A 13,644-nucleotide genomic window follows, 5' to 3' on the forward strand; every position below is an offset into this window, starting at 1 on the left:
GCTCCGTTCCCGCCTCAGGGGGTGGCAGGCGGCCGTCAGACGGCCGCCTGCCCACTTCAGGCGGAGAGGTCGCCCTTCCCGCCGCGGTCACGGCGCCGCAGGACCGCCATCACGGCGGTCGCTCGACGTCGCGACCAGGTGACCAGCGGGGCCAGCGGCTTGCCGCCGACCTCGAGCTGGTAGAAGCAGCCCGCCCCCGCCGTGGTGACGAGGATGGCGCCGATCACGTCCAGGCGGGTCGGGGAGTGCCCGAGCACCACCCAGTCCAGCGTCAGGGCCACCGTCGGCTCCAGGGCGGTCAGAACCGAGAACGTGGCGGCCTTCATGAGGCGCTGCCCGAAGATCAGGTTCTGTCCGACCTGGGCGACGAACCCCGTCAGCAGCCCGGACAGGAAGGTGAGGCCGACCACCCGCCAGCTGAACCAGTCGGGGCCGGGCGTGATGCCCGGAACCGTCCGGCCGAGCGCGGCGGACGCGGTGATCACGATCGCCGACAGCGCTGCCAGCGCGGCCGTCGACCGCATCATGGACTCGGCGATCGCGACGTTGACGCGGTCGCCGAGCGCCTCCCCCAGCCGGTCGTAGGTGAGGAGGAAGTTGCCGTAGCACGCCGCGGCCCCGAGTGCGAACAGCACACCCAGGAGGTCGGCGTGCCCCTCCCAGGGACGGGTCACGAGCAGCATCCCGGGCGTCGCCAGGGGGAGCCACAGCAGACCCGAGAGCCTGCGGGGGCTGTCGGTCACCATCTTCCAGATCGCCACCGCCAGCGGACCGGTCCACATGAGCGCGACGACGGTCCCCAGCGCCTCCAGCCGCTGGAGGGACAGCAGCGTGAGCGGGATCACGAAGGTGTTGCTGACCGCCATGCGGTTGATCAGCGTTCCCGCGTTGAGTTCCCGCAGCAGCCGCCGCCTGCCCCGCCGGATGAGCGCGGAGCGCTCCGCGAGGAGGACGAGGGGGATGGTGCCGAAGACGCCCGCCATGACGGCTGCCACCAGGGGCGATGCCTCGTCGATGACGAGGCCGTTGACCGCGTCCCCGCCGATGAGGGCGTAGAACACGATCAAGGTGATCACGAGCCCCGCTCCCGGCGTCCTGCCGAGGCGGCCGATGAAACCGGCCATTGGCCATCTCTCCTTTGTGTGCGTCCCGGACCGAGCCGGGGCGCGTTCGTGGTTCCGTGAACCCGATGCGCGTCCTGACCTGGAAGGCCCGGACGCGCACCCGGTCGTGAGAACCGGTGGCACGTCCCGAGCCTTTTCGGAACGGCGTGGCCGAGCCACGCACTGACGACCGTGTCGAGGCCGTCATCAGCGGCAACTCCGGCAGGCGGGCCGGAGAAGCGAAGACCGGCGGGGAGGATGGCTCCTCTCCGCCCGGCACACGGAAGTGCCCCGGTGGGGACGGCTTGCAGCCGCCCCACCGGGGCACCGGGTCGGGCTCACTCCGATGCGGTCATCGCACGAAGTAGAGCTCTTCGAACAGGTCGCCGGTCGGCACCCGTTCGCCCTTCGAGGGCCCGCCGGGGTCGCGGACGACCATGTGGCCGGCCTTCCCCCGGAACAGGCTGAAGGGACCGCACGGCTCCGGCGTCTCGCCGAGGATCTCGCCCAGCGGTCCGATCGCCATCATCCGTGCCGCCCCGTCCGGGTGGAGCCGCGCGAAGCGGTCGGCCAGGCCGATCGTGCTGCGCGCGGCGCTCGCCTCGTCGACCACGATGGCCAGGCCGTCCCTGCCATAGGTCAGCAGGTTGACGACGTCGGCCGCGTTGACGAGTCCGGTGTGGCCGTTCAGATCGGGCAGATCCTCTGGAGCGAACCGCCGCTCGGCGTCGAGTCCGCTCCAGACCGCCTGCTGGATGTCCGGGTCCAGGACGAACTTCCAGAGTCCTTCCGTCTTGGACAACTCGCCGCGAAGGCCGAGTTCCGACGGCCTCTCGCCCCGGGCGACGGCCGATTGGAGCCGGTGCCCGATGTCGTGAAGCGCGTCGTAGGCGGCCACCCGCACCCGGCCCTGGTGCTCGCCCAGCATCTCTCCGAGGATTCGGGTGAACCGTTCCTGCAGGAGATGGCGGTTTCGCCTCGTCCTCCGGAACCAGCTTTCGCACAGTTCGGGCAGGACGCGGTCCTGGACCAGGGCGGGGAGCAGCGGTAGCCAGTCCTCCTCGGCGGGAACGCGAAACAGGACTCGCACCTCGATCCCGTCGGGCAGGGTGTGAACCAGCTTCGCGACACTCCCGGCGAAGAGCCAGAGCGCTTCCCACGTCCCCAGGAGAGTGCCTCCGGGCTCGAAGACGATGGAATCCACGCGGTCGTCCATCAACGCCAGGAACCACCCGGAGGCCAGTGACTCCAGCGGGACCCCGGACGTCGACATCCGCGCCACCGGACGCCGCCGGCCGCGCAGGCTGCCGGCGCCCACCAGGAGCGTGATGACCTTGGGTGCGGTCTTCAACGCGTGGTCGAGGTCGCCGCCGATCCACCAGTGCTTCACGTCGTCCCCGCCGCTGCGATATCCCGCGTGGGCGAGATGGTCCGGACCGGTCGCGGTGCGGACGACCGCCTCGGGCTGGGGGAAGACGCCGAGCAAGCCGAGCCCGTCTATCAGGGTCTCGAACCGGCGGCACGCCTCCGACGAGGCGCCCGTCAGCGGCCGGCCCGGCCCGCCGACCTCGCGCCGCAGGCCGGCGTGGGTCTCACCCGCCTCCATCGCGAACTTCCTGAGCACCTGCTCCGGCCCCTCCGGGGCCTCCACGATGTAGCGTCTGAGCGGGAATGACATAGGTCATCCCTCCTTCTTCTTTGTCGTCGCTCGCCCGCACGCTTCGTGCGGACGGCCCGGTCCGAGGACCGGGCAAAGATGACCGTGTCGTGCTCGACGCGTCCGGCAACGCCGTCGGAGCAGTCAGCGGGACGGAGACGCGAGGCGGGAAGCGCCTAGACGGAACCGAAGAGCTGCGTCCAGTAGGTGCCCGCCGTTCCGCCCCCTTGGAAGCCGACCCCGATATGGGTGAAGTCGGGCTTGAGGATGTTGGCGCGGTGCCCGGGACTGTCCATCCAGCCCTGGACGACTTCGGCGGGGGAGCGCTGGCCGCACGCGATGTTCTCGCCGATGCCGAGGTGCGTGGAGCCCGCCGCGCGGGCGCGGTCCCAGGGCTGCGTCCCCTCCGGGGAGGTGTGGGAGTAGAAGCGGCGGACGGCCATGTCCTCGCTGTACGCCTGGGCGGCCGCGGTCAGCCGCGGGTCGTCGGCGAGCGGCCGTAGGCCGTGGGAGGCGCGGTGGGCGTTGGTGAGGGAGACGACCTCGGCGGCGAAGCGCGACCGGCCGGCCGGAGAGAACGGCGTCGCCCACAGGATCGTCCAGTAGAGGTCGCGGTCGCGGCCCCTTCCGGCGGCCTGGCCTATGCCGACGTCGCAGAGCTCCCCGTTGCGCAGGGCGTCCACCGGCCGTCCGCCGTCCAGGTGGTACTGCGTGAACTCCTCCAGCGAGCGCGGACCGGACACGAACTGCTCGTCGATGGTCAGATAGACGTAGCCGTGCTGGGTGACCTGGTCGAAGACCGACATGCCGTCCGGTCCGTCGGCGTCGAGCCGGCGCTGCGCGGCCATCACGGCGGCGTGCGCCTGCGCGGCCGCGGTGAGCCGTCCGTCCAGCGTGACGGGCGGCAGCCCGCTCCGGCCGCGCCGGAAGTTGACCTCGCGGGCGAAGGCGTCCAGATGCCCGACGGAGACCGGCGGCAGGGCGGGGCGGCGGGAGACGGCCGGCGGCGGAGGCGGCGCGACCGGAGGCGGAGGCGGCGCGACCGGTGGCGGGGGAGGCATGACCGGTGGCGGGGGAGGAGCCTGGGAGCCGTCGTCGGTGACGTCGACGCCGAAGTCGCGGGCGAGCCCGGCCAGGCCGTCGGCGTACCCCTGGCCGATGGCGCGCAGCTTCCACTGGTCCCCGCGCCGGTAGATCTCCACGAGCAGCAGGACGGTCTCCGTCGCCGGGCGCGGCGGGCTGAACCGGGCCACCACCGCGCCGTTGCTCCCGACGGCCCGCAGCGCGGGGGCGGGCAGGCGGCTCAGCGGAGTCCCGGGATCGGCCGCGCTGATGACCACCGTGACCCGGCTGGCCCCGGCCCGCAGCCGCGCCGGATCCACCATGACGGCTCCGGCCCCCAGGCGGGCGCCCGGAGCGGAGGGCTGGTTGTAGAAGACGAAGTCGTTGTCGCCGCTCACCTTCCGGTCGTCGCCGGTGATCAGCGCGGACAGGTCGAACGGCCCCGGAACCTCGATCGAGATCGCACCGCCGGGCAGCGCCAGATTCCCCCCGGCCATCAGATCGCGCATCGCCTACCCCCGTCAGAAGAGGCCGTCCGCACGAAGGGGAGGTGCCGGACGACCGCGCCGAGCGAACACAAGGGTTCGTCCAAGACCGTACGAAGCCGGGGCGAAGCGGCAAACGAGTGACCCCCGGACATCGCGTCCGGGGGCCTGGTCCCCGCCTAGGCGGGGACCGAATCGACGGCGGCGTGGCCGAGGCTACGCCGCAGGAACCGCAGCCACCAGGGCGCGGTGTGGAGCTCCAGCTCGCGGACGAACTGGAGTGCGCCGGCCGGCCCGTCCACGACGATGTCGGCCAGGTCTTCGAGGGGCTTGTGGCCCTTCACGGCCACCTTGAGGACGGGGATGCCCAGCCCTCGCAGGTAGTCGAACAGGAGGAAGACGCCCAGGTCGGGCGCGCTGTCTCCCACGAAGATGAAGTAGGGGCTCTGCAGGGAGGGCACGAGCTCGGAACCGGACGCCTCCAGGGACGCCCAGATCTGCTCGTAGACCTCCTGCTCGACCGGGTCGAAGCCCCGGACGAACCCCTCGATCACCTCGGCCGGCAGGAACTGCCGGGCGAAGCAGGCGGCCGACACCTTCTTGCTCATGCCCAGGGGGCTGAGCTCGACCACCAGGTTGCCCGGGTGGTACGCCAGACGGTGCTCCTCGGCCAGGGACTGCTGGCGGGCGAGCAGCTGCCCGACCGCCACGTCGTCGTCGGCGGCCGTCCAGTGAACGGCGACCGCGTGGGTCTTGCGCTCAACGCTGTACGTCGTGCCGTCCAGCGCCGAGATCGCCGTCGCGAGGCCGGGCGGAACCGGAACCAGGTCGACCTGCCGGCCGGCCTGCCACCTTTCGGCGCCGAACTGGCACCAGGCAACGACGCCCCGGACGAGCATCCCGAAGGACCGGAGCTGCTCCGACGCCCGCCCCGTCAGGTAGGCCATCATGAACAGCCGGCTCCTCCCGAGACGGGAGAACAGCCGGGGGATCTGGCAGAGGACGAGCGGCGTCCTCGGCCACCTCACCGGGTCCCAGAAGGATCCGTCGAGGTCCACCAGCAGGATGGTCCGCCGGATGTTCCGCAGGATCTCGTTCAGCGCGATCCGCCCCGCCGCCGTCCTGACGGTGAAGCAGGCCATGCCGTCGGCGTCCTGCATCGGGCGGGTGAGGCCCAGGAAGAACTGAACCACCCGCAGCACCGCCCTTACGACGGTGTTATCGAAGCCTCGGGGTTCCGAGGCTTCGTGCGCCCTTTTACGCACAGGGCACACTCCTTTCCCATGTTCTTTGGTTCTGTGGCGTCCGCGACGCCACTCGGATGAGACCGCCCTGGCGAACCAGAGGCGCTCTCAGCTCAGACCGTCCCTGACCAGGCGCGGGGCGCAAGTCGGATCCCGTCCGGCGGACGACGGCGCGAACGCCGAACGCCCCGGAAGCCCGGCGGCACGGTGCCTGCGCCGGGTCGTGAGGAGGTTCGGGTTGCCGTCGTGCCGTGCTCCAGGACGGTTAACAGAGCCGACTCATCAGTCGGGCTCGCAGGCCCTCAGGGCAGGCGAGACACAACAACCGCCCGGCTTCGCGCCGGGCGGCACGCAATGCACAGGAAGGGACCAATCGTGTCCACGAAAATCGCTGTGGCTGGAACCGGCCACGGTCCCAGCCCCCTCCGGAGGCGGGCGGCGACGGCGCTGCTCATCGCCATGTTCCTCCAGGGCGTGGGAGGCGCGCTCACCACGGGTTCCGTCCCGTTGGCGGCGGCCACCCTCATCGTCCTCGGCGGGACGCCCCTCCTCTTCGGCTACACGAGCTTCGCGTACCGGCGCTACGGGCGCTCCATGTTCAGCATGGGCACCTTCGGGCAGGAGGAGACGACGATCTTCAAGACGCTGCGCAGGGGCGGGTTCACCGTCGACGCGGCGGCGCTCAGGTGGGTCTTCGTCGGTGTCATCGGGCTGACCAGCCTGGGCATCAACATCGGGATCGCCGAGGCCGACAGCATCATCGGCACCGGCCCCCGGACCGCCGTCCAGACGCTGGGCACGCTGCTGGCGGGCGTCCTGACCTTCGTGGTCTGGCAGCCCCGCCGGTGGAACCAGGTGGTCCTGCGGTTCATGCTGTTCGGTTCGATCGTCTTCGCGGTCGCGCTGTTCAGCAACGGCGGGAACATCGAGACCCGCGGGCTCGTGTGGGCCGGCGTCGTCGGTCTGCACATGTTCATGGTCCAGAAGGCGCTGACGGCCTTCGGCACCGAGGCGTTCGAGGACGACAAGGTGAACAAGGAGCTGAGCCAGCGGTACCGGGACGTCGGCATGACGCTCGCGAACTGCATCACGCTCGGCCTCATCGTTCCGTGGGCGCTGCTGAACCACAGCTTCCCCACCCCGGACAAGTTCGCGGGTGCGCTGCTGCCGGTGCCGGCGCTCTACGCGCTGATCCCGCTCTGCGTGATGTTCCTCCCGGTCCTGCTCATGAACTGGGCCCGGAACCACCTGCAGGAGACCGAGCAGGCGATGCTCTCCTCGACGGCCCCCATCGCGGGTGCCTTCGCGGCGCTCCTGCTGTCCTTCATCGGCTGGGCCAGCACCCCGTCGCTCGACGGCGGGCAGTGGGTCGGCATGTGGATGGTCTTCGGAGCCGCCCTCGCGGCGGGGATCGACGTCGCCGTCCACGCCAAGCTCGACCAGAAGGACACCGAACTGGCGTACGTGTGGGGCCAGCTCACCGAGGCGAACACCCGGATCACCGGGCTGATCACCGAGGCCGGGCAGGCGAACGACAGGTGCGCCGAGGCGACCCGCCTGTACCAGGAGGCGGACACCAAGGTGCGTGAGACGGAGGCCAATCTGCGCGCGGCCGACGCCGAGCGCCAGCGGCTCCAGGCCGAGCTCGACGCCAGGAACGCGGAGGCCCAGCCCCCCGCGGCCAACGGCGCCAAGTCGGTCAAGTACAGCGAGGTCACGGGCCTGGTCGGCACGCGGGACGGGATCCGTTTCCAGCGCGCCGGCGGGCTCACCGTCGAGAGCGACGGCGTCGTGATCGAGACCAAGGGCGTCCAGGAGGCCTCCGTCGGCAACGACGGGAGCTTCACGGGCGGCCGGGTCGACAGCGGCGTCGTCAGGTGCGACGGCCGTGAGTTCCGGTTCCTGGGAGGCGAGGCCGTGCAGGCCGACCCCGACGGGAACTACCGGATCGAGCGGGTGGCCTACGGCGACTCGATCGGCGCTCTGAGCGCCGAGTAGAGCCGCCGCCCGAGATTTCCGGCCTGAACCGGCACCGCGTGGAAGCGGATGCGAGGTGAGGGCCGGCCAACCCTCTCTCGCATTCGGCGAAACGTGGTGTCGGCCTCGGCAGACGCCGCGGTCAGCCGAGTGTGGAGCGAGGGTCGGCCAACCCTCCTCCGCACTTCGGTGAACCGCAGCGTCGGCCTCGGCAGACGTCACGGCGAGTCGGGTGCGAGGTGAGGGTCGGCCACCCTCCTTCGCATCCGGCGAAACTGTGGCGTCCGCCTGGCGGGCACCTCGGTGCAGTCGGATGAGACGAGGGTCGGCCAACCCTCCGTCGAATCCGACGAACCGTACGTGTCCGAGCCGAGTGCGGCACGGAATCTCATGCGAGGGTCGGCGGCTGGCCGCCTCCGACCTCAGCATCGAGCGGGAGGGAGCGCCACTCCCCTCCGCTTCTCGGTGGCCGTCCGGGGGAAACCCCGGACGGCCACCAACCTCAACGGCCGGTCTCCCCAGACCGGCCGTTCTTCTTTTCCGGAGCCGGTTCGCCGCCGTTCGGCCGTGGCCCTCGCCCCTGTGCTCGAGAAAAACGGCGGGAGCCTCCGGGGAGTTCTTCCGGAGGGCCTCCCGCCGTTTCTGCGCGCCCTCGGCGGCGGTTCACGACGCCGCCGCTTTCGAAGGAGGGCCCGCGCCATTGCAGCCTAACGCCGGAAATGGCGTCACGAGCGTTTCGTAAGAGCCTGTTCACCCCGCGTCAACCTCCAGGTCTCCGCAGCTGAGTCGGCATGTCCGAAGATCGTTGAACACGACCTGGCTCTACGGAGTCGTATCCGTTCTTCGGTGCGACAAAGGGAGCCGGGTCACGACCGGTTCTCTTTGTGTGCGCCTCACACGAGGAGTTCCCGGAAATGACAAACAAGAAATCTGAAAGCAGGCGGTACCCCTGGCTCGGGGTGGCGCTCGGAGGCGCGGACCGGCTCAGCTCGGCGTCCGGCAAGGCGCTCCTCGACGAGCGGCTGATCGGCGCGAACGGTCTGCAGATGCACCAGGCGACGGCGCTGGAGGCGACCTTCGGCGGTCTGCTGCTCCTGCTCCGCGTCTTCTTCTGGAAGATCTCGGGGAAGGGCGGAGACGACCGGCCGGCCACCGAGATGCCGGCGCGGTCGCGGCGGATCCTGTCCCTGATGACGTTCGGGGTGATCGGCGGCGACAAGGCGCTGCTGTTCTCGGCCCTGCTGTTCATCCCCTTCAGCGTCACCGGAGGGATCTACTACACCGTCCCGCTTCTCATCCCCGTCATCGCGGGGTTCAGGAGCGGGAGCAGGGGACGCGCCGCCCTCCTCACGCTCTTCGCGGCGGCGGCCGCGGTCGGCGTGGTCCTGCTCGTCCAGCAGGACGGGCCGGCTCCCGGAAGCGGCTACCTGCTCGGCGTGATCTGCGCCCTCGGCGCGGGCGGCCTGCGGACCCTGTACCTCCCCGTCACCGACCGCCTCATCAAGGGCGCGGGCCGGTACTACACGGAGAAGGTGATCGCCTGGTCGACGCTGTCCGTCGGCGTGCTCGCCGGCGGCATCGTCATGCTCACCGGGGGCCTCACCTTCCTGAACTGGCAGCTCGTCCTCTGGGCGATGCTGGTGGGGCTGCTGAACAACACCCTGCCCCGCATCATCCAGATGCCGGCGAGGGAACTCGCGGGCGACGCCGTGTACTCGGTGTTCCTGACCGCGAGTCCGCTGATCGCCACCCTCGTCGGGCTGGCCTTCCTCGACACGCGGCTGATCCCGATCCAGTGGGCCGGGGTCGTCGTCATCACGGTGGCCGCGGCAGCGGTCGCCCAGATGAGCTTCAGCCTCAGGGACCGGACCCACGCACCGCTCATCGAGCTGTCGTCGGCCACCCCCGAGGCCGTCCTGCAGCACGCTCTGGAGGAGCGCGGCAAGATCCTGGAGACGCTGGAAAGGCTGACCCAGGAGTACGGGGCCTGCGAGCAGGCCGTCCTCCAGGCCGAGCGCAGGGTCGCCGAAGCCCGGCTCGTGAAGGCTCGCGCCGACGCGAAGAGGGCGCAGACCGCGGCGGCGAAGACCCGGACCGAGGCGGAGAGGGCCGCGACCCACGCGGAGACCGCCGCGGCTCAGCGGGACGCCGCCGAGGCAGCGGTCAGGACGGCCGAGGAGGAGGTCCGTCTCGCTCGGGAGAAGGCTCCCACCACGCCGTCGTCCTAGCCGACGGCAGACGCGTCCCCCTGACAGGGGGACGCCTACCGCCCGACAAGCGGAGCAGGGGTGCGGAGACTGCCTTCTCCGCATTCTGAACACGGTTCGGGGCCGGGCCGGCCAACCCGCGCCCCCGAACCGTGAAGTCCATCCAGCGCGACGCCGGCCAGCGCCGCGCTTCCGACCCGACGGCGGGAGGACCAGTCCTCCCGCCGTCCCTTTTCTTTCACACGTCGGCGCCGGTCCGGGGTTCGTCGGTCTTGGCCGGGACGGCCTCGTGGCAGGCGACGCTGTGCCCGTCGGTGAGCGGCAGCAGACGCGGGTCCTCGGTGGCGCACCGGTCGACCGCGATCGGGCAGCGGTGCCGGAACGGGCAGCCCTCGGCGGCGGCCAGCGCGTCCGAGGCGCCGGCGGCCCGGTGCGTCGCGCCCAGCCGGGGGACCGCGTCGCGCAGCGCGGCGGTGTAGGGATGGGCCGGGGTGCCGAGCACCGTGCCGATGGGGCCGGACTCCACGATCCGCCCGGCGAACAGGACGTGCACGGTGTCGCAGAGCCGGTCGACGATGGCCAGGTTGTGGGTGATCAGCAGGTAGCTCAGCCCGTGCTCGTCCCGCAGCCCCGCCAGCAGGTCCAGCACGTGGGCCTGCACGGTGACGTCGAGGGCGCTGGTCGGCTCGTCCAGGACGAGCAGCCGCGGGTCGACCGCGAGCGCCCGCGCGATGACCACGCGCTGCCGCTGCCCGCCGGACAGCTGGTGGGGCCGGCGCCCGGCGAGGGAAGGATCGAGGCCGACGTCGGTGAGCAGCTCCGTCACCGACGGGAGGTCCCCGTCCTTCCCCGCGGGCTCGCCGCCGGCGCGGCGCCGCCGGATCCGCAGCGCCTCGGAGATCGAGGCGCCGATGCGCATCCGGGGGTCGAGGGCCTCGCTGCCGTCCTGGAACACCGGCTGGACCTCGGACCGGTAGAGCGCCCGCCCCGCCCGGTCGAGCCGGGCGATGTCGCGGTCGCGGAACAGCACCCGGCCCTGCTCGGGCTTGACCAGACCGAGCAGCGCCCGCGCGATGGTGGTCTTGCCGGATCCGCTCTCCCCGATGACGGCGACCCCGCCGGAGCCCTCCGGCACCGTGAGGGAGACGCCGCGGACCACCGGGGTCCGGTCGTAGCTGACCGTGAGGTCGTCCGCGCTGAGCATGGTCACTCCCCGATCGCGGGGACTGCGTCGAGCAGTTCCCGGGTGTAGGCGGCGGAGGGGCTGTGCAGGACGTCGGAGGCCGGTCCCGCCTCGACCACGTGGCCCTGCCGCATGACGACGACGTGGTCGGCGATGCCGGACACGACGGCCAGGTCGTGCGAGACGAAGACCAGGGCGATGCCGTGCTCGTCGCGCAACCGGGCCAGCAGGTCCAGGACGGCGGCCTGCACGGTGACGTCCAGTGCGCTGGTGGGCTCGTCGGCGAGGATGACGTCGGCGCGCAGGGCCACGGCCATCGCGATGGCGAAGCGCTGCGCCTGGCCGCCGGAGACCTGGTGCGGGTAGCGGCGCAGCAGCCCCGGGTCGAGCAGGACGCTGCGCAGCGCCTCCTCGGTCCGCTCGCGGGCCTCGGCGCCGCGCAGGCCGTGCCGGGCGAGCACCCTCTTGAGCAGTGCCCCGAGCCGCATCGTGGGGTTGAGGGACGCCTGCGGGCTCTGGCTGACCAGGGCGATCACCGAGCCGCGCATCTTCGACAGCGTGCGCTCGTCCGCCGTCACGACGTCGGTGCCGTTGACGACGATCTTCCCGCTGACCCGCAGCCCGTCGGTCAGCCCGAGCATCGCGTTCAGCGCGGTCGTCTTGCCCGATCCGCTCTCGCCGACGATCGCGGCGCACTCGCCGGGGCCGACGCTCAGCTCGTCGAGCGAGGCCAGCAGCAGGTCGCCGGCCCGCACCCGCAGGTTCTCCGCAGTGAGCACCGGTTTCATCGGGTGACCTCCCGCCGGGGGTCGAGGGCGGCTCGCATGCCCTCGCCGAGCACGTTGAAGCAGAACGCCGTGACCACGATGGCCAGACCGGGGAAGGCGACCACCCACCAGTTGGTGGTGAACAGGCTCTGCCCCTGCTGGACCATCAGCCCCCATTCCGCGGTGGGCTCCTGCGGCCCGAGGCCGAGGAAGGACAGCGCCGCGGCGGTGAGGATGACCCCGCCCGCGTCCAGGGACAACTGGACCAGGACGGGGGTCAGTGAGTTGGGCAGGACGTGCCGCAGCACGATCCGCGTCCGGGACCCGCCGAGGCAGCGGGCCGCGTCGATGAAGCCGCGCGACCTGATGGAGGTCGCGGCGACCGCGCTCATCCGGGCGTACCAGGGCCACCAGGAGGCGGTGATGGCGATGATCGCCCCCTGCGTCCCCGGGTGCAGCACGAGCGCCAGCGCCACCGACAGCAGCAGCGCCGGGAAGGCCAGGAACACGTCGGTGATCCGCATGATCACGTCCCGGACGATCCCGCCCGCGTAGCCGGCGACGACGCCGAGCAGCACGCCGATCACGGCGGACAGCGCGAGGACGGAGACGGCGATCGTCAGCGAGGTGCGCGCCCCGTAGAGCACCCGGGTGAGCATGTCGCGGCCGACCCCGTCCGTCCCGAACCAGTGCTCGGCGCCGGGCGCCCGCAGCGCCTCGGCCGGATGGGTCGCGTCGGTGCCGTCGCCCGGGTAGGGCGCCAGCAGCGGGGCCGCGAGCGCCGCGAGGACGATCAGCGCGAGGACCACGGCGCCGACGGCGGCCAGCCGGTCGGTGCGGGCCGCCCGCAGCACCCGGTGCACGGGCCGGTCCCGCAGGGGCGCGGCGGGGGCGGTGTCGAGAGCGGTCATCTGATCCTCACCCGCGGGTCGATGGCGGCCTGCGCGAGGTCCACCAGCAGGTTGACGACGACGTAGGTGAACGCGATCGCGATGGTGACGCCCGCGATGGCGGGGGCGTCGGACGAGCGGATCGAGTCGGCGGCGTACCGGCCGAGCCCCGGCCAGTTGAAGATGGCCTCGACCAGGAAGGCGTTCACCAGCGAGAAGGCGAACACCAGCGCCAGCAGGGCCAGCACCGGGCTGAGCGCCGGACGCAGCGAGAACCGCGTCAGCACCTGCCACCGGGTGAAACCGAGGGCCCGTTCCAGCCGCGCGTGGTTCTGCGTGGACTCCTCGATGAGCGCGGCGCGCGTCATCTGGGCGACCACGCCGGTCGGGTAGGCCGCGATCGCGGCCGCGGGCAGCACCAGGTGCGCCAGCGTGCTGCCGAGGATCGGCCAGTTCCCGGTGATCAGCGCGTCCACCGCCGTGATGTTGGTGTACAGGTGCAGCGGGCTGGTGCCGTCCAGCCTGGGGTCGTACTCGCCGGCGACGGGGAGCCAGCCCAGCTTGGTGGCGAAGACGTTCTGCGCGAAGAGCGCCAGCAGGAAGACCGGCACCGACACGCCCGCCATCGAGGTGATCCGGATGGACCCGTCGGCCGGCCGGCCCCGGAACCGGGCGGCGAGCACCCCGAGCGGGATGCCCACCAGGACCGCGATGATGACCCCGGTGCCGACCAGTTCCAGCGAGGCGGGGAAGGCGGTGGAGATGTCGCCGAGCACGTCCTGGCGGGTGTGCAGGCTGATTCCCCAGTCGCCCTGGATCAGCGAGGTGAGGTAGTCCCAGAGCTGGACGGGCAGTGTGTCGTCCAGGCCGAGTTCCGCGCGGGTCCGGGCGAGCTCGGCGGCGGAGGCCCGGGGCCCGGCGTAGGTCACCGCCGGGTCCCCGGGGACCAGCCGCATCACCACGAAGGTGAGCACCACGACACCGGCGACGACGAACGCGGCCTGTGCCAGGCGTCGAAGCAGGTAGCGGGTCATGTCACGCGGCCGGGCTGAGCTCGTGGGCGAACACG

Annotated in this window: 10 protein-coding genes; 2 read left to right on the forward strand and 8 right to left on the reverse strand. The window is 71.7% G+C overall.

Annotated elements, in window-relative coordinates:
* Positions 1-56 precede the first annotated feature (56 nt).
* The 4 genes from AB0C69_RS24055 to AB0C69_RS24070 all read right to left on the reverse strand — a co-directional run bounded on the left by AB0C69_RS24055 (position 57) and on the right by AB0C69_RS24070 (position 5,509).
* Positions 57-1,124, reverse strand: a complete 1,068-nt coding sequence (locus AB0C69_RS24055) for an EamA family transporter (RefSeq protein WP_360357130.1) — start codon at positions 1,122-1,124, stop codon at positions 57-59.
* A gap of 331 nt (positions 1,125-1,455) precedes the next feature.
* Complete coding sequence (locus tag AB0C69_RS24060) at positions 1,456-2,781, reverse strand: hypothetical protein (RefSeq protein ID WP_345177112.1); 1,326 nt, start codon at positions 2,779-2,781, stop codon at positions 1,456-1,458.
* Between the two features lie 155 nt (positions 2,782-2,936).
* Positions 2,937-4,331: a CAP domain-containing protein gene (locus tag AB0C69_RS24065; protein ID WP_360357134.1), complete on the reverse strand. Its 1,395-nt coding sequence runs from the start codon at positions 4,329-4,331 to the stop codon at positions 2,937-2,939.
* A 155-nt stretch (positions 4,332-4,486) separates the two neighbouring features.
* Positions 4,487-5,509: a hypothetical protein gene (locus tag AB0C69_RS24070; protein WP_360357136.1), complete on the reverse strand. Its 1,023-nt coding sequence runs from the start codon at positions 5,507-5,509 to the stop codon at positions 4,487-4,489.
* A 417-nt stretch (positions 5,510-5,926) separates the two neighbouring features.
* On the opposite strand from AB0C69_RS24070, the gene AB0C69_RS24075 reads away from it, so the two are divergent.
* Entirely contained in the window at positions 5,927-7,549 is a 1,623-nt protein-coding gene (locus AB0C69_RS24075) for a hypothetical protein (RefSeq protein ID WP_360357139.1), read from the forward strand.
* A gap of 893 nt (positions 7,550-8,442) precedes the next feature.
* Positions 8,443-9,756, forward strand: a complete 1,314-nt coding sequence (locus tag AB0C69_RS24080; protein WP_360357142.1) for a hypothetical protein — start codon at positions 8,443-8,445, stop codon at positions 9,754-9,756.
* Between the two features lie 217 nt (positions 9,757-9,973).
* Here the strand turns inward: AB0C69_RS24080 and AB0C69_RS24085 are convergent, their stop codons facing one another.
* The 4 genes from AB0C69_RS24085 to AB0C69_RS24100 form a co-directional block, all read right to left on the reverse strand.
* A complete protein-coding gene (locus AB0C69_RS24085; RefSeq protein ID WP_353835574.1) occupies positions 9,974-10,939 on the reverse strand; it encodes an oligopeptide/dipeptide ABC transporter ATP-binding protein in 966 nt (321 codons plus the stop codon).
* A 2-nt stretch (positions 10,940-10,941) separates the two neighbouring features.
* Positions 10,942-11,706: an ABC transporter ATP-binding protein gene (locus AB0C69_RS24090; RefSeq protein WP_345177126.1), complete on the reverse strand. Its 765-nt coding sequence runs from the start codon at positions 11,704-11,706 to the stop codon at positions 10,942-10,944.
* Positions 11,703-12,596 carry an ABC transporter permease gene (locus tag AB0C69_RS24095; protein ID WP_360357145.1) on the reverse strand — a complete coding sequence of 298 codons (894 nt, stop codon included), beginning with the start codon at positions 12,594-12,596 and terminating at the stop codon, positions 11,703-11,705. The genes AB0C69_RS24090 and AB0C69_RS24095 overlap by 4 nt, the downstream gene beginning before the upstream one ends.
* The coding region (locus tag AB0C69_RS24100) for an ABC transporter permease (protein ID WP_360357148.1) at positions 12,593-13,644 on the reverse strand (1,052 nt) is incomplete at its 5' end. The genes AB0C69_RS24100 and AB0C69_RS24095, both read right to left, overlap by 4 nt.

It is taken from the genome of Actinomadura sp. NPDC048032, assembly GCF_040653175.1.
GTDB lineage: Bacteria > Actinomycetota > Actinomycetes > Streptosporangiales > Streptosporangiaceae > Spirillospora > Spirillospora verrucosospora.